The 16,085-nt window shown below is 59.7% G+C and carries 11 protein-coding genes; 10 read left to right on the plus strand and 1 reads right to left on the minus strand.

The genetic code is table 11. The features are described from left to right. Positions 1–19: 19 nt before the first annotated feature. Complete coding sequence (locus ABWQ00_RS00110) at positions 20–2,410, minus strand: penicillin-binding protein 1A (protein WP_353236636.1); 2,391 nt, start codon at positions 2,408–2,410, stop codon at positions 20–22. A gap of 223 nt (positions 2,411–2,633) precedes the next feature. Here ABWQ00_RS00110 and ABWQ00_RS00115 point away from each other — a divergent pair, with 223 nt between their 5' ends. From ABWQ00_RS00115 to ABWQ00_RS00160, 10 genes are all read left to right on the plus strand, one after another. Continuing rightward, the gene (locus tag ABWQ00_RS00115; protein WP_353236637.1) at positions 2,634–3,347 is read left to right on the plus strand and encodes a type IV pilus biogenesis protein PilM; all 714 of its coding nucleotides are present in this window, start codon (positions 2,634–2,636) and stop codon (positions 3,345–3,347) included. Between the two features lie 2 nt (positions 3,348–3,349). Continuing rightward, entirely contained in the window at positions 3,350–4,069 is a 720-nt protein-coding gene (locus ABWQ00_RS00120; protein WP_353236638.1) for a hypothetical protein, read from the plus strand. After that, a complete protein-coding gene (locus ABWQ00_RS00125; protein ID WP_353236639.1) occupies positions 4,066–5,109 on the plus strand; it encodes a hypothetical protein in 1,044 nt (347 codons plus the stop codon). Before ABWQ00_RS00120 ends, ABWQ00_RS00125 begins: the two co-directional genes overlap by 4 nt. Then, a complete protein-coding gene (locus tag ABWQ00_RS00130) occupies positions 5,106–6,581 on the plus strand; it encodes a type IV pilus secretin PilQ (RefSeq protein WP_353236640.1) in 1,476 nt (491 codons plus the stop codon). Before ABWQ00_RS00125 ends, ABWQ00_RS00130 begins: the two co-directional genes overlap by 4 nt. A 100-nt stretch (positions 6,582–6,681) precedes the next feature. After that, on the plus strand, positions 6,682–7,260 hold the full coding sequence (locus ABWQ00_RS00135; protein ID WP_353236641.1) for a shikimate kinase: 579 nt from the start codon (positions 6,682–6,684) through the stop codon (positions 7,258–7,260). A 42-nt stretch (positions 7,261–7,302) separates the two neighbouring features. After that, positions 7,303–8,430, plus strand: a complete 1,128-nt coding sequence (gene aroB / locus ABWQ00_RS00140) for a 3-dehydroquinate synthase (protein WP_353236642.1) — start codon at positions 7,303–7,305, stop codon at positions 8,428–8,430. 3 nt (positions 8,431–8,433) lie between these two features. Continuing rightward, a complete protein-coding gene (locus ABWQ00_RS00145) occupies positions 8,434–9,615 on the plus strand; it encodes a deoxyguanosinetriphosphate triphosphohydrolase (RefSeq protein WP_353236643.1) in 1,182 nt (393 codons plus the stop codon). Beyond that, complete coding sequence (locus ABWQ00_RS00150) at positions 9,612–10,793, plus strand: MFS transporter (protein ID WP_502908038.1); 1,182 nt, start codon at positions 9,612–9,614, stop codon at positions 10,791–10,793. The genes ABWQ00_RS00145 and ABWQ00_RS00150 overlap by 4 nt, the downstream gene beginning before the upstream one ends. Before the next feature lie 204 nt (positions 10,794–10,997). Continuing rightward, positions 10,998–13,556, plus strand: a complete 2,559-nt coding sequence (locus tag ABWQ00_RS00155) for a site-specific DNA-methyltransferase (protein WP_353236645.1) — start codon at positions 10,998–11,000, stop codon at positions 13,554–13,556. Further along, positions 13,553–16,075 carry a DEAD/DEAH box helicase gene (locus ABWQ00_RS00160; protein WP_353236646.1) on the plus strand — a complete coding sequence of 841 codons (2,523 nt, stop codon included), beginning with the start codon at positions 13,553–13,555 and terminating at the stop codon, positions 16,073–16,075. The genes ABWQ00_RS00155 and ABWQ00_RS00160 overlap by 4 nt, the downstream gene beginning before the upstream one ends. Positions 16,076–16,085: the final 10 nt, after the last annotated feature.

The raw sequence follows: 16,085 nt of genomic DNA on the forward strand, positions 1-16,085 counted from the left end.
CTGGCACTCTTGCGCAGGCTCACTGGCGGAACAAGTCCAAGATGCGCTTTTTCTCTTCGACAGGGGGCATGCTGCTCGCCTTAGAGCCGCTGCCACCTGGCTCCATGCCCAAAGCGCTGACCCCGGCATCGCCTGTGAACTCCGCGTAAGCCCAGTCCCCACCAGATTGCACCACACCCTCTGGCACACGCAGTGTGGTCGATGGCTGGCTTTGCAAAGCGGTCTCCATGAATTTGATCCAGACCGGCAAACTCAGGCCGCCACCGGTTTCGCGATCACCCAGTTTGCGTGGTGTGTCGTAACCGATCCAGACCACAGCGGCCATGTTGGGGTGGTAGCCTGCAAACCAGGCATCCATGGCATCGTTGGTGGTGCCTGTTTTTCCATAGACATCTTGCCGTTTCAGCATCGATTGCGCCCGCGCTGCAGTGCCCGAACGCGTGACTTCTTGCAGCAAGCTGCTCATCACAAAGGCGTTGCGTTCGGGAATGGCGCGTGGCACGTTCTCGCCGGGGGCTTGGGGTGGGCTCTCCACCAGGACCCGGTTTTTGTAGTCGGTGATCCGGGTGATCAGGTGGGGGCGCACCAGATAGCCGCCGTTGGCAAACACCGAATAGCCCGTGGCCATTTGCATCACCGTCACTGAGCCCGCACCCAGCGCCATGGTGAGGTAGGGCGGGTGCTTGTCTTCGTCAAAACCGAAACGCGTGACCCATTCCTGGGCGGCGCGTGGCCCGACGGATTGCAAAATGCGGATTGAAACCATGTTTTTCGATTTGGCCAAGCCGGTGCGCATGCTCATGGGGCCATCGAACTTGCCGTCGTAATTTTTCGGCTCCCAGGGTTGGCCGCCGGTCACACCGCCGTCAAAAAACAGGGGCGAGTCGTTGATCATGGTGGCCGGGCGTAGACCCGCTTCGAGTGAGGCCGAATAGATGAATGGCTTAAAGCTGGAGCCCGGTTGACGCCATGCTTGGGTGACGTGGTTGAACTTGTTTTTGGCGAAGTCAAATCCACCGACCAAAGCGCGGATGGCACCGGTTTGCGGCGTCATGGCGATCAGGCCGCCCTCGACTTCGGGCAGTTGGGTGATTTCCCAGTTGCCATTGGCCGCTTGCACGATTCGGATCACGGCACCCTTGCGGATTTGCTTGGCAGATGGGGCTTTGTCCGACAAGCCGGATTGCGCCGGCGTCAATCCAGCGCCAGTGATGGTGATTTGCTCGCTGTTTTGTCGAACCACCACCACTTTGGTGGGGGACGCCTGCAACACCACGGCAGACATCACGTCGCCATTGTCCGGGTGGTCTTCCAAGGCGTCATCGATGGCTTCTTCAGCCAGTTTGGGGTCGTTGGGCAGTTGGATGAATTTTTCGGGGCCGCGGTAAACCTGTCGGCGTTCATAGTCCATCAGACCCTGCCGCAAAGCGCGGTAGGCGGCCATTTGCTCGGCCGCTTGCACCGTGGTGTAAACATTGATGCCGCGTGTGTAGGTCTCTTCGCCGTACTGCGAATAGACCATTTGCCGAACGGTTTCGGCCACAAATTCCGCATGCAAATTTTTTCGGTCGGCAGCAGACCTCAGGCGCAAGGGCTCGGCTTTGGCCACCGCGGCCTGTTTGGCGGTGATGTAGCCGTTTTCTTCCATGCGCTCAATGATGTAGAGCTGGCGCGATCGAGCGCGTTTGGGGTTGACGATGGGGTTGAAGGCCGAGGGCGCTTTGGGCAAGCCTGCCAGCATGGCGGCTTCGGCGATGGTGATGTCCTTGAGCGGTTTGCCAAAGTAAGCTTCTGAGGCCGAGGCAAAGCCATAAGCCCTGTTGCCCAAGAAGATCTGGTTCATGTAGATCTCCAGAATCTGATCTTTGGTCAGCAGGTGCTCCAGCTTGTAGGTCAACAAAATTTCATAAATTTTGCGTGTGTAGGTTTTCTCAGACGAGAGGTAAACATTGCGGGCCACTTGCATGGTGATGGTGGATGCCCCTTGGCTTTTGAGGCGGCCCATGTTGGCGATACCAGCCCGCAAAATGCCCAGGTAGTCGACACCACCGTGTTGGTAAAAACGGTTGTCTTCGATCGACAAAACCGCGTCTTTCATGACTTTGGGAATGTCTTTGATGGGGGTGAGGTTGCGGCGCTCCTCACCGAACTCGCCCATCAACTGGCCGTCGGCCGTGAACACACGAAGCGGCAATTTGGGTTTGTAGTTGGCCAGGTCAGAAATATCGGGCAGGTTGGGGTAGGCCATGACCATGGCCACACCTACCACCAACAAGAGGCTGGCCAGACCTGCCGCCAGCAAGCCCACAGCCCAAACGCACACCTTGAATGTCAACGCTATCCAACTCGAGGATGTCTCGGCTTTGGCGGGGTTTTGGGGGGGTGTTGCTGGCTTGTCTTTGGTGAGCATAAGGTGTGTGCTGGGTGCGGACTGCAAAGTACAGGCGGCTCCACATTATAAAAAAGTACATGCTTGCCATGGTCTGTCCATCCAAATGAATGAGCTATTTGGTTTTAAAAAAATAAGGACAAAACCCGTATTCATGTTACAAAACATGTTCGGACAGACTTTTGAAGACTTGTCAGGGGGGCAAAGCATGCAGTTAGCGTCATGGCTTCAGCAGCGGCTGCGAATGCGAGCCGTCAAGCAAGCTTGGGGCTTGGCACCCGCACAGAAGGGGTGGTTTTTGCTTGGCCTGAGCAAGGAGGCCTCGCCATTGATGGGCGTGCACACCGTTCAGTACTTTGCAGGCGATTTGGAAGATCAAAGTGTCTTGGGCGTGTCCCATGGGTTGCGCCAAATTGGCAGCTCCCGTGGTGCGTTTCAGGGACGCCACCGCGTCAACATGGGTTTGCCCATGGGGCAAGTGGTCAGTGGTATGTTGGCCGTTCCCGTGGGTTTGGAACCATCAGACTGTGAAGCCGAAGTTCAGCTTGAGGCTGCGCGTGCCTTGGGTCTTGAGCCCCAACTGGTCAGCTTTGATTGGCAAGCTGATCCACTCGCCGATGGGGTGGTGGCGCAATTGCAGTGGGTGGCTTGCGCTCAAAGTACGGTAGAGCAATTCAACCAATGCATACGCGGTGCAGACTGGCAGTTGGCCAGTATGGAGCCCGAGTTGCAGGCCGCCCACAGAGCCGCTTCTTGTTTGTCTGGCGGTATGTCTGTTTTGTTGACACGTCCAGCGCAGGACTGGCAATTTGAGCTTGCGCTGCTTCCGGACACCCAGGCCAAGGCAGCAGCCATGGTCAACCCTTCGAGCTTTGATGCAGGGCTGCGAGATGCCTTGCAAACCTCGGCAGGACCTCGTTTGGTGGCTGCGGGTTTGGCATTGAAAGCTTGGACATGAGCTTGTCCTGGAATCTGCTCAACTACCCGGCGCTTCACCGGCAGCGCAGAAGGCGGCACCGCATCACCACCTCGTTGGTGGGCCTGATGGCGGGAGCTTTGATGGCTCTCGCAAGCTTGTTTTCATTGGAGAAATCAACGCAAGGTTTACGCCTGCAACAAGCCCAATTGCAGGCCCAGTGGGGCCAGGCCAACCAACAGTTGAAGCATGAGCAGCAACAAGCGGCAGCCAGCGAGAGCAGCCGACAGCAAACGCAACACCTTGGGCAAGTTTTAGAGCAAAACCAAACATGGATGGCACTCCACCAAGCCCTGCTCAGCGAGGCCCAAGAAGATTCTTGGCGACTGGTGCGTTTGCAACTGGCGCCCGGAAAATTGGAGCTTAGCGGCTGGAGCCGAGACTTTGACGCCTTGAACGCCTCTCGGCAAAGGCTGACTGAGCAGTTACAAGCGGCCTGGCCTGAGTCGCCGGTCCTAACGATGGCTCCCAATGTGGGGCCCCATGAGGCTCGGCATGCGGCCCCAAGTTCTGTCAAAGGTCTCGCACCAAGCACATCTTCAACCGAACGGTTTCGCCAAACCAGCGTCTCCGTCCGAGCTGGGCCAGCACTGGACAGTTTGAAGGATGCTGCGGGGCTTGAATTTGTCTGGGTCAGTTCATGGCCCACCTTCAAGCCGATGGCAGCACCCGCACAAAGCAAGGCCCAAGGGACTCCACCATGAACACGCGGATGTGGCTGCAGGCCAAATGGGTGTCCTGGACTGTGGGTGGGCCAGACTGGGGCATTCGCTTTCAGGCGCACTGGCGCTGGTGGACTCGGCGTTGGGGGTTCGCCGTGATGGCATGTGTGCTGGCTTGGGGCTTGGGCGTGTGGCTGCATGCACCAACTTGGCAAGCCCATGCGCAAATCAAAAGCGAAGTGCAGGTCTTGCGTGCCCAATTGTCTGCCGTGCCCAGCCCGCGCCCCAAGGCCAGTGGCCCGTTGATGTCCGATGACGTCCACCGTTTGCCAAGCTGGGACCAGCAAGAACAAGTGTGGGCCTATTTGCGAAACACTTTGGCCCAACACCAGGTCAAGCTCATGCTGATGCAGCCGGTGAGCGAGGCAGCGAGTGCGCCTTTGCCAAGTCAAGCGATGTCATTGCGCTTGCAGGCCCGCTATGAAAACTGGGCTGGCGCCTGGGCGTCACTTGTCCGCACGGGGGCAGTCTGGTCGATGGACCGTTTGAGGGTGCTGCCCAGCGCAGACAAGCAAAACGTGGACATTGAAGTGGTCTGGCGCGCCTGGTTCAGCCCCGGCATGAGGGGCAGCACCCCGCACAACGCGGTGTTTGCAGGGGGAGTGCCTGCCTCGCCTCAGGTGCTGCTTCTGGAGCATGTGGCATCGGTTTTTGACATGCCTTTTTCCATGACACCCCCACAGGAACGAGAGACCCAAATGGTCGTGACGCCGGCCACAGGGGCGGCCGTTGGGTTGTTGCCCGATTCGACAGCGCTTGGTGATGTCCCACCCAAAGAGCTGCTGTTTTCGAGCGAGCCGGAGCGCTGGCCGATGTTGCCCTTGCGCTTGATCGGCGTCTGGCGTCAGGGTGATCAGGCAGAAGCTGTCGTGGCCAACGCCGTGCATTGGTTTCGCACGCAAGAGGGTCGACAAATCAGCCTGGAAGGCCACAGGGTCTGGCGCATAGGGCGGGATGACATCCACGTGCGAGACCCCGCAGGTCGCGTGCAAACCTTTCAGATGGAGGCAAGGGCACCATGAAAATCACCAAGCCACTGGGTCATCATGGCGTGCGGTGTTGGGCTTGGCTGCCCTGGTTGGCGTGTGCCAACCCCGGAGGGCTGATGGCACAAACGTCTGCGTCCACCGCATCCCCTGTACCCTCATTGGCAACTGCTTCCGCAGTCGCTGCCTCTCCCGATTCCAACTTGCCCAAGGCGCATCAGGTCATCAGCCTGAATTTTCAGGATGTGCCCCTCAAAACCTTGTTGCAGGTGTTCGCCGATTTTTCGGGCCTGAATCTGGTGGCCGCAGAGGGGGTGGGCGGGCAAGTGACTGTTCGCTTGTCTGATGTGCCTTGGCCCCAAGCCTTGAACATCGTGCTGCAGGCCAAGGGCTTGGCTTACCGTCTGGATGGCCGGGTCCTGTGGGTGGCGCCCCAAGACGAATGGGCCACCCGGGAAAGAAAACAACTTGAATCCCGCTCGGCTTTAGAGGCGGTCAGTCCCTTGCACATACTGCCTGTCCGACTCAAGCACGCGCGGGCCGGTGATTTGGCTCAGCGCTTGCAAGGCGGTGCGCCTGGTGGTGGGGTCGGTGGCGTAGCAGGCCGCATGTTGAGCGCTCGAGGCAGTGTGTTGTTTGACCCGCGTACCAACCAATTGTTCGTGTCCGATGTGCCCTCGCGATTGGTGCATGTGGAGGCCTTGATTCAGCGCTTGGATGTGCCGATTCGGCAGATCATGATCGAGGCCCGCATCGTCGAGGCGGAGCGGCAATTTGGTGAATCCTTGGGGGCGCGTTTGGGTGCTGGCTTGGCCATGCCTTTGCAACTCAATGGCAACAGCAACACTTTGGCCTTGGGTGCGACCAATGCAGTGGTAGGGCCTGGGGTGGTGACCGGCAATCAGGTCAGGTTACCGGCAGGCAATGCGGGTCAAACCCTTCAAACACCGTCCACTTTTGCCGTGTCCTTGTTCAATGCGGCGGCAGACCGTTTCATCAATGTCGAAATCTCGGCTCTGGAAGCCGATGGGCGGGGCAAGGTGGTCTCGCGCCCCCGGGTGGTGACGGCGGATCAGACCAAAGCCTTGATCGAACAAGGCACCGAGTTGCCCTATCAGACGGCTTCGGCCAGTGGCGCCACATCGATCACGTTTCGCAAAGCCAACTTGAAGCTGGAGGTCACCCCGCAAATCACCCCAGACGGTTCGGTGGTGCTGGATGTGGATGTCAACCGCGACAGCGTGGGCCAGATCACCCCGGCGGGCTTTGCCATCAACACCAAGCACGTCAAAACACAGGTCAGGGTGGAAGATGGGGGCACGGTGGTGTTGGGTGGCATTTTCGAAGAGACCGATCGGGACAACGAGGCCAGAGTGCCCGGCTTGGGCCGTGTGCCGGGCCTCGGTTGGTTGTTCAAAAATCGGGACCGGGCGCAGCGCAACAGCGAGTTGCTGATTTTTTTGACGCCCCGTGTGATGGCCGATGTCCCGGTGGCAGCTGCACCCTGACGGATCCCTGAGTTCCTCAAGTGTTGGCAGAGGGTCGAATACACTTGTTCGACTTGTGGGCGGACTTGGCCCATCGGGCTTTTTTATCCAGAGATTTCACGTGCGCATCATCTTTGTGGGCCTTCCGGGCTCGGGAAAAACCACCATCGGCAGGCAACTGGCCCGCCGCTTGGGCTTGCCCTTTGTGGATTCTGACCATGTGATCGAGCACCGCTTGGGGTGTGCTATTCGTGAGTTTTTTGCGCGAGAGGGAGAAGATCGTTTTCGCGATATCGAGCAAGAGGTTTTGGACGACCTGAGTCGCACGCACCAAGGCGTGATCGCCACTGGCGGAGGCGCAGTTTTGCGCGAGGTCAACCGCCAACATCTGCATGAACGGGGTCAGGTGATTTACCTCCGGTCCACACCAGAGGACGTGTTTCGCCGTGTGCGCCATGACCATGCACGGCCTTTGTTGCAAGTCGACGACCCGCTCAAGCGCCTGCGAGACCTGTACGACATCCGGGACCCGCTGTACCGTGAGGTCGCGCATTTTGTCATTGAGACCGGTCGACCTTCGGTGGCCACCTTGGTCAACATGATCCTGATGCAGTTGGAGTTGGCGGGTCATTTGACAGCGAACGCGCCCGCCGTACACGCAGACCCTGCCTCCCCACTCACCCCCACGGCTGGCCCATAAGGCGTCTGACCTCCAGGCCCAAAGCCCCTACACTTGGGGTCTATGTTTGAGTCCACATCCTCCCTCCAAACCTCTCCCATCCAAACAGTCGCCATCTCCTTGGACGACCGCAGTTACGACATCCAGATTGGCCAAGGCTTGCTGAGCAGCCTTGCAAGCTGGACCGGTTTGCCCAAGGCCAAGACCGCCATGATCGTGACCAACGACACGATTGCGCCACTGTACGCAGCCGCTTTGCGCAGCGCCATCACCCCGCATTACCATCAGGTACACACCGTGGTGTTGCCCGATGGCGAGGCGCACAAAGACTGGCAGACCCTGAACCTGATTTTTGACGCGCTGCTGGGCCAAGGCTGCGACCGCAAGACGGTGCTGTTTGCATTGGGCGGCGGCGTGGTGGGCGACATGACCGGCTTTGCGGCGGCCAGCTACATGCGCGGTGTGCCCTTTGTGCAGGTGCCGACAACGCTCTTGTCGCAGGTGGATTCGTCGGTGGGCGGCAAAACCGCCATCAACCACCCGCTGGGCAAAAACATGATCGGCGCGTTTTACCAGCCGGTGCGGGTGGTTTGCGATTTGAACACCCTGGCCACACTGCCCCCGCGTGAGCTGAGCGCGGGCCTGGCCGAGGTCATCAAATACGGCCCGATTGCCGACATGGATTTCCTGGCCTGGATCGAGTCCAACATCGATGCGCTCATCGCCCAAGACCCGAGCGCGCTGGCGCACGCCGTCCAGCGCAGTTGCGAGATCAAGGCCTGGGTGGTCGGGCAAGACGAGCGCGAAGCGGGCCTGCGGGCCATCCTGAATTTTGGCCACACCTTTGGGCACGCCATCGAGGCGGGTTTGGGTTTTGGCGTCTGGTTGCACGGCGAAGCTGTGGGCTGCGGCATGGTCATGGCGGCCGAGCTGTCGCATCGCCTAGGCCAAGTCGACGCCGCTTTTGTGGCGCGTTTGCGGGCCTTGATCGCGCGTGCAGGCTTGCCGGTGCGCGGCCCCGTCATTGAGGCGGCCGACAACGCGGGCCATTACATCGAACACATGCGCTTGGACAAAAAAGCCATCGGTGGCGACATCCAATTTGTGGTGCTCAACGGCCCCGGCAAAGCCACCGTGTGCGGTGCGCCCGACACCATGGTGCGCGAGGTCATCAACGCCTGCTGCGCCTGAGACATGTTTGCCGAGTCACTGGATTTGCCCGTGGGTTCAAGCCAGCCACAGGCCAACTTGTCGGCGCTGGCTTGCGACCCGGCGCACAGCCGGGGCCGACGGTATGCCGAAGCCCCAGCACCCACGCGCAACGCTTTCCAGCGCGACCGCGATCGCATCGTGCACTCCACCGCATTCCGGCGACTGGTTTACAAGACGCAAGTCTTTCTGAACCACGAAGGCGACTTGTTCCGCACGCGGCTCACGCACTCGCTCGAAGTCGCTCAACTGGGCCGATCGATTGCCCGGGCGTTGGGCCTGAATGAAGATTTGGTTGAGGCCGTGGCGCTGGCGCACGATCTGGGCCACACGCCATTTGGACATGCTGGACAAGACACGCTGAACGAATGCATGGCCGAGCACGGCGGCTTTGAGCACAACCTGCAAAGCCTGCGCGTGGTCGACCAACTCGAAGAGCGCTACCCCGAGTTCGACGGCCTGAACCTGAGCTTCGAAACCCGCGAGGGTGTGCTCAAACACTGCTCGCGGCCCAATGCCGAGCATCTGGAACAGACCGAACCGGGTGGCGTTGGACGGCGTTTCATCGACCGCACTCAGCCGAGCCTGGAAGCGCAACTGTGCAACCTGGCCGACGCGATTGCCTACAACGCGCACGACATCGACGACGGCGTGCGCTCCGGGCTGATCAGCATCGAACAACTGCTGCAGGTGGAACTGTTTGGGCATTACCACCAACAGACTTTGGCCGAACACCCGGGCTTGTCGGAAAAGCCGCGCCGCGTTCTGTACGAAACCATTCGCCGCATGCTCAGTGACCAGGTGTACGACGTGATCGACACCACCCGCCAGGCCGTGGCGAATGCGGGTGTGCGCACGCTGGCCGAGGCCCGTCTGGCCGGGCCGCTGGTGGCTTTCAGCCCGGGCATGAAGACCCGCAGCGGCGAGCTCAAAAAGTTTTTGTTTGCGCAGCTCTACCGCCACCCGCAGGTCATGCACACCACCGGGCAGGCACAGCAGGTGGTGCGCGAGTTGTTCGCCGCTTACGTGGCCCAGCCTGCTGAAATGTCCGCTGACTTTGCCGCCAACGCCAACCTGCACCGCTCGGTGGCCGACTACATCGCCGGCATGACCGACCGCTTCGCCCTGCGCGAGCACGAACGCCTGACGGGGCGCAAGTTGTTGTGAGCTCGGTGAGCGCCCACCGCGCCGCTTGGCTGGTCGTGCTCGCGGGCGGCGTGGCGGCTTTGCAGGTGGGCAAGTTGCCACCCGCTTTGCCCGCGCTGCAGGCCGAGCTGGGCCTCACGCTGGTGCAGTCCGGTTTCCTCTTGTCCATGGTGCAACTTGCCGGCATGAGCCTGGCGGTGTTCATGGGCCTGTTGGCCGACGGTATGGGTCTGAAGCGCAGCATGGTGCGCGGTTTGTGCTTGCTGGCGCTGGCCAGTGGATTGGGCGCCTTCGCCACCTCGGTCACCGCTTTGCTGGCCCTGCGGGCCATCGAAGGCTTGGGCTTTTTGCTGGTGGCTTTGCCCGCACCGGCTTTGATTCGCCGCCTGGTGCCGCCCGCGCAGTTGTCCGGCATGCTGGGCGTGTGGGGCGCTTATATGCCCACCGGCACAGCGCTGGCTTTGCTGGCCGGGCCGCTGTTCATTCCGGTTTGGGGTTGGGGCGCTTGGTGGTGGCTGTTTGCCGCCGTGTCGCTGGCCATGGCCGCGTGGTTGTGGCGCAGCGTGCCCGCCGACCCCTTGGTCCAGACAGCCGCAGCGGGGCTTGGTGCCTGGCAGCGCCTGCGCCGCACCTTGAGCGCCCGTGGCCCCTGGCTCGTAGCACTCACCTTTGGCATGTACTCGGGCCAGTGGCTGGCGGTGGTGGGTTTCTTGCCGTCTATTTACGCTGCCGCAGGTGTTGGCGGTGCGCTGCTGGGTGTGCTCACGGCCTTGGCAGCGGCCGTTAACATCGTGGGCAATATGGCATCGGGCCGCTTGCTGCAGCGCGGCTGGGCACCCCGCAGCACGCTGTGGCTGGGCTTTGGCGCCATGGCGCTGGGCAGCACGGTGGCCTTCGCGCCCTTTACTGAAAGCCTGCCTTGGTTGCGTTTTACCGGGGTGCTGCTGTTCTCGGGTATGGGCGGTTTGGTGCCGGGCACGCTGTTCAGCCTGGCGGTGCGTCTGGCCCCGGGCGAGCAACAAGTGGCCACCACCGTGGGCTGGGTGCAGCAACTCTCGGCCTTGGGCCAGTTTGTGGGGCCGCCCGTGGTGGCGGCCGTGGCGGCGCAAGCGGGCGGCTGGCAGCTCACCCCGCTGGTCACGGTGGGCTGTTGTGCGGTGGGGGCGGGGTTGGCTTGGGCTGTTGGGCGAAAATTGTGAGTGGTCTGTCTTGCTGGTGGTGCCAACCGTTAAACCTAACGTGTTTCAATCTCTACAATCGAGGACGAGTTACGTGAGTGGGCAAATTGCTGGCTTGATCTGTGAGTGAATACTGATCCAGTTGCATACATGCCAATATTGCTAAATTGTTAAAACGATGAGTGTTCTGCCGTTTAGAGAATCAGGCGCATCAAAGGAGAAAACTTGTCTGCCATCCATGACCTCATCGCTCAAATAAGCGATTCACGCCTGCGCGAGCGCCTGGTTACCGAATGGGCGAATGCTGCCAGAGAAAAGAAATTCGGCTTGGTGTTTGAAGACCACCTGCCCGAGTTGTTGCCGCTGCATGGTGCTAAGCCACGTAAAGGCGATTTGGTCTGTCGCCGTCAGGGTGCGCTGAAAGATGTTTGGCAAGTCAAGTCCATCCACGCGGGCTTGGCCACCTGCATTAAACCCAGCAACGAGACGCACCCCAGCGAAGCGACCCGCGCAGCGTCAGAGCCGGTGCAGTTCCCGGTGGATGAATTGCTGGTCGTGCGGGAGTTTGGTGAGCCGATCTTCCCCGCGCTGATGCCAGTGGATTCCGTGGCCAACGGCCCGGTAGATGCCCCCTGGCACACGCTGATCGAGGCCGACAACTACCACGCGTTACAGCTGCTGGATTACCTGTATGCCGGTCAGGTGGATTGCATCTACATCGACCCACCCTACAACACCGGCGCCCGCGACTGGAAATACAACAACGACTACGTGGACGGCAACGATGGCTGGCGGCACAGCAAATGGCTCGCCTTCATGGAAAAGCGGCTAAAGCTGGCCAAGCGGCTACTCAAGCCGGACACCGGCGTGCTGATCGTCACGATTGACGAACACGAGGTACATCACCTTGGGATGCTGCTGGAACGGGAATTTCCGGAGGCATACCGTCAGATGGCTACGATTGTTATTACTGCGCGAGGCGTGGCCAAGCAAGGGCTGGCCCGTGTTGAGGAGTATGCACATTACGTCTATTTGGGTAGAGCATCAGCCGTACCGACTCCCGACGATTTTCTGAATAGCGATACCAGCACAAAGAAGAAAACTCCGTGGGCAAGTTTGCTTCGCCGCGGCACCAACGCAGCGCCGTTTAATCGTCCTGGGCTTGTTTATCCAATTTTTCTCAATCCTGAGACTGGGGAAATTCTTGGGGTGGGGGAGACTGTCGAGGAAAAAATCACTCGCGGCGATTTCACTCGTCAACAAGCCAATGCATTCAATCCGAGCAGGACTAAGGCAGAGGCATGGCCAATCAGATCAGATGGATCACTGGGGACATGGCAAGTGAAGCCCAGCAAGTTGCTTGAGCTCAAGCGCAAGGGATTCGTGAAGATCGGACGCTTTGATGAGGATCGAGTCAGTTGGTCAGTCAACTATCTTAAGAGAGGCCCTATTTCAGAGATCGAGCGTGGTGAGTTGCTTGTTACAGGGTATGAGTGGGAGGGCGGGCCTGCGGTTCTTGAATACGCAGACCAATCGGATGCGCCCAAGCGCGCTAAAACTGTCTGGCACCGTACTCTGCACGACGCCGGTACATACGGCTCCGGCTTAATTCGGCAAGTGCTTGGAAATCGAGCTTTTGAGTTTCCCAAGTCACTTTATGCCGTTAAAGACACCCTCTCCACCATCTTAGGCAACAATCAAAAAGCACTCGTCCTGGATTTCTTCGCCGGCAGCGGCACCACGCTCAATGCCGTCAACCTGCTCAACGCCACCGATGGTGGTCAGCGCCGCTGCATCCTGGTCACCAATAACGAAGTCTCCGCCGAGGAGGCTGCGGCACTGGGCGCCCGCGGCCTGCAACCCGGCGATGAAGAGTGGGAGGCACAAGGCATCTGCCGTTCGGTGACCTGGCCGCGCAGCAAGTACACCATCCTAGGCAAGCGGGACGATGGCTCTGTGTTGACCGGCGAATACTTGACCGGCAAAACGGTGGAGCGTGAGAAAGCGCGCAGCTTCACGCAGATCGGCTTTGTCGATCCGGCGCAGCTCGACACACTGCCCAAGAAGAAGCAGGTGGTGGCACTGATCGATGGCCTGCCGCAGACGCTGGTGAAAGATCCGTGCCCCTTCATCGTGTCGGAGGACCACAAGGCCACGGTGCTGTTTGACCCGGCAGCCGCAGAAGATTGGCTGGAGGCACTCGACGGACAAGAGCACATCACCGACTTCTACATCGTCACACCCGTCAAGCGTGTGTTCGACCAGTTGAAGTCTCTGGTGGTGGAGCTGCTCGGGCCGATACTGGTGCCGGAGGAAGAAAAGCGTCCGATGAGCTCGGGCTTTGCGGCCAACCTCGCGTACTTCAAGCTGGATTTTCTTGAGCGCGAACGCGTGTCGCTGCGCCGCGCCTTCCACGAAATCCTGCCGCTGCTGTGGCTGAAGGCTGGTGCCGTAGGTCCGCGACCCGAGCTGAAGCGCGGCGAGCCGGAGCCGGTGCTGTTTGCGCCGGAATGCAGCAATTTCGTGGTGTTGCTGGATGAAACCCGCATGGGCCGTTTGCTCAAGTCGCTTGATGGGCGCACCGGCTTGTCGCAGGTGTTCATCGTCACCGACGCGGATGAATCCTTCAAAACCATGGCGCAGGACGTGCGCGAGGTGGCGGGCAAGGCAAACCCCGGCCTGGCGGTGGTGCAGTTGTACCGCGATTACCTGCTCAATTTCATGATCAACAAGAACCAGGACCGCGCTGCCGGTCACACCGACACACAGGGAGCGCGGGCATGAAGGTCACGCTGTTCGATTTTCAGAAAGACGCGCTGAATGATTTGCGCAAGGCATTGGTGAAGGCTCGTCAAGGCGTGTCGTCTGAGGACCAGCATGTGGTGGCCTTCTCTGCCGCCACTGGCAGCGGCAAGACGATCATGATGACGGCGCTGTTTGAGGCTATATTGGATGAACCTGATGACCAGTTGGCTTGGCCGCTGGATTGGGCACCCCAACCGGATGCCGTGATCCTGTGGGTGTCGGACATGCCCGAGCTCAACGAGCAGACCAAGCTCAAGATCGAAAGCAAGTCGGACAAGGTGTACCGGGTCAACCAGCTCATCACCATCGATGCGTATTTTGACGCGCCCCGGCTGGATGGTGGGCGCATCTATTTCATCAACACGCAGAAGCTGGCCGTCAATCAACCGCTGACCAACCGCGGCGATGGACGACAGCATCTGATCTGGGAAACGCTGACCAACACCGCGCGCGCTATGCCCGACCGCTTTTATGTGGTGATCGACGAGGCGCACCGTGGCATGACTTCGGGCAAGGGTGCGCAGGCTGCGCAGACCTTGATGCAGCGCTTCTTGTTGGGTTACCCCGAGGTTGGCCTGGTCAAGATGCCGATGGTGATTGGGGTGTCTGCCACACCGAAGCGATTCCTGGATTTGATTGCGAATGCCGAGCACACCGTGACCACTCACAAGGTGGCGGTTCCCGCAGAAGAAGTGCGCAAGTCCGGTCTGCTGAAAGACCGCATTCTGATCCACCACCCGGAATCTGCCACAACAGCCGAGATGGCGCTACTGGAGGAGGCTGCCCGGCGCTGGGGGCAGATGACGGCCGCCTGGGGCGCGTACTGCCATGAAGAAAAAGAGCAAACCATCTGGCCGGTGCTGGTGGTTCAGGTCGAAAACGGGTCCGACCGACAACTTACCAAGACAGATCTCGGCGCGGCGCTGACCGTGATCGAGAGCGCCATTGGCCGTCGCCTGAACGAAGGCGAAATCGCCCACGCGATGCACGACACGGGCGACCTGGACGTGGGCGGTCGCCGCGTACGCAAGGTGGAAGCCTCACGGATTGACGCGGACAAGAACATCGGTGTGGTGTTCTTCAAGACCAGCCTGTCCACCGGCTGGGATTGCCCGCGCGCCGAGGTGATGATGTCGTTCCGCCGAGCGGAGGATCACACCTACATCGCCCAGTTACTGGGCCGAATGGTGCGCACACCGCTGGCACGCCGTATCGAAAAGGATGCCGCGCTCAACGATGTGCATCTGTTTTTGCCTTATTTTGATACAGAGGCCGTGGAAAGCGTGGTGGCTTCGCTTCACAACGCGGAAGATGTGCCGCCCGCCGAAACAGGGTCCAGCCGCAATTTGGTGGTCCTCAAGCGGCGTGAGGGCTGCGAGTTCATCTTTGCGGCTCTCGACGAATTGATCACTTACCGTGTGAATGCCGCTCGGGCACAAAGTCCGTTGCGTCGGTATATGGCCGTCTCTCGTAGTTTGACGATCGATGAGATTGATGACGATGCCTGGGGCCAAACCAAGCAGCAGATTGTTGAGTGGATGGGGCGACGCATTGCAGCGATCAAGGCGGCAGGCCAGTTTGATGCGGCGGCCAAAGCGATCACACAGGTTGGCCTGCGGACCTTGGCTGTCAATAACGGAACGGGCGTAGCTGAGCCGACTGCGGACTATCACATTGATGCCTCGGACGTGGACATTGATCGGCTGTTCGAAGAGGCTGGACGTTCCTTTAGCCATGGTTTGCAAATGGAGTATTGGCGCGCCCACTCAGATCGGGATGCGTTGGAAGTCAAGGTTGAGGCCATCGTCCTGGCGCGCAACGCGGCAGAAATGGCAGTGCTGGAATCGTTGGCAGAGAAAGCCTTCGATGGTCTTTACGATCAGCACAAGAAGGCCATCTACAAACTCAAGGAGCAGCGGCGCATCAACTACGAGAAGTTGCGGCTGGCTACGGCCAAGCCCAACGAAGTGCCATGGCAATTACCGGCATCCATCGACTTCAAGCGACTGCCGACCGATCCCCTCTGGGAGCGCCATCTGTATGTGGAAGGGAACGGTCAGTTCCGTGCCGAACTGGGCAGTTGGGAAGCGGAGGTGTTGAAGGAAGAACTGGCTAAGCCTGAAGTGGTCGGCTGGTTGCGCAATCTGGACCGTAAGCCGTGGTCGCTGGAGGTTCCGTATGAGACCGGCGGTGATGTGCGACCAATGTTTCCGGATTTGGTCGTGGTGCGTAAAGTCGGCAGCGAACTGGTCATCGACATTCTTGAGCCCCACGACCCGAGTCTTAGCGATAACTTTGAGAAAGCAGTGGGTCTGGCGAAGTTTGCGGAAAAGCACGGCGGGCTATTCGGGCGCATCCAACTGATCCGCAAGCAGTCTTCGGCTGGTGGCGAGCATTTCGTGCGCCTGGAGATCAACAAGGCCGCCACTATCAAAAAGCTGCTGCTGATTAACAGCAACCCGCAGCTTGATGAGATTTTTACTACTCAAGGAATTTGACAAGAAATCA

Source organism: Limnohabitans sp., from assembly GCF_040400975.1.
In the GTDB taxonomy this organism is placed as follows: domain Bacteria; phylum Pseudomonadota; class Gammaproteobacteria; order Burkholderiales; family Burkholderiaceae_C; genus Limnohabitans_A.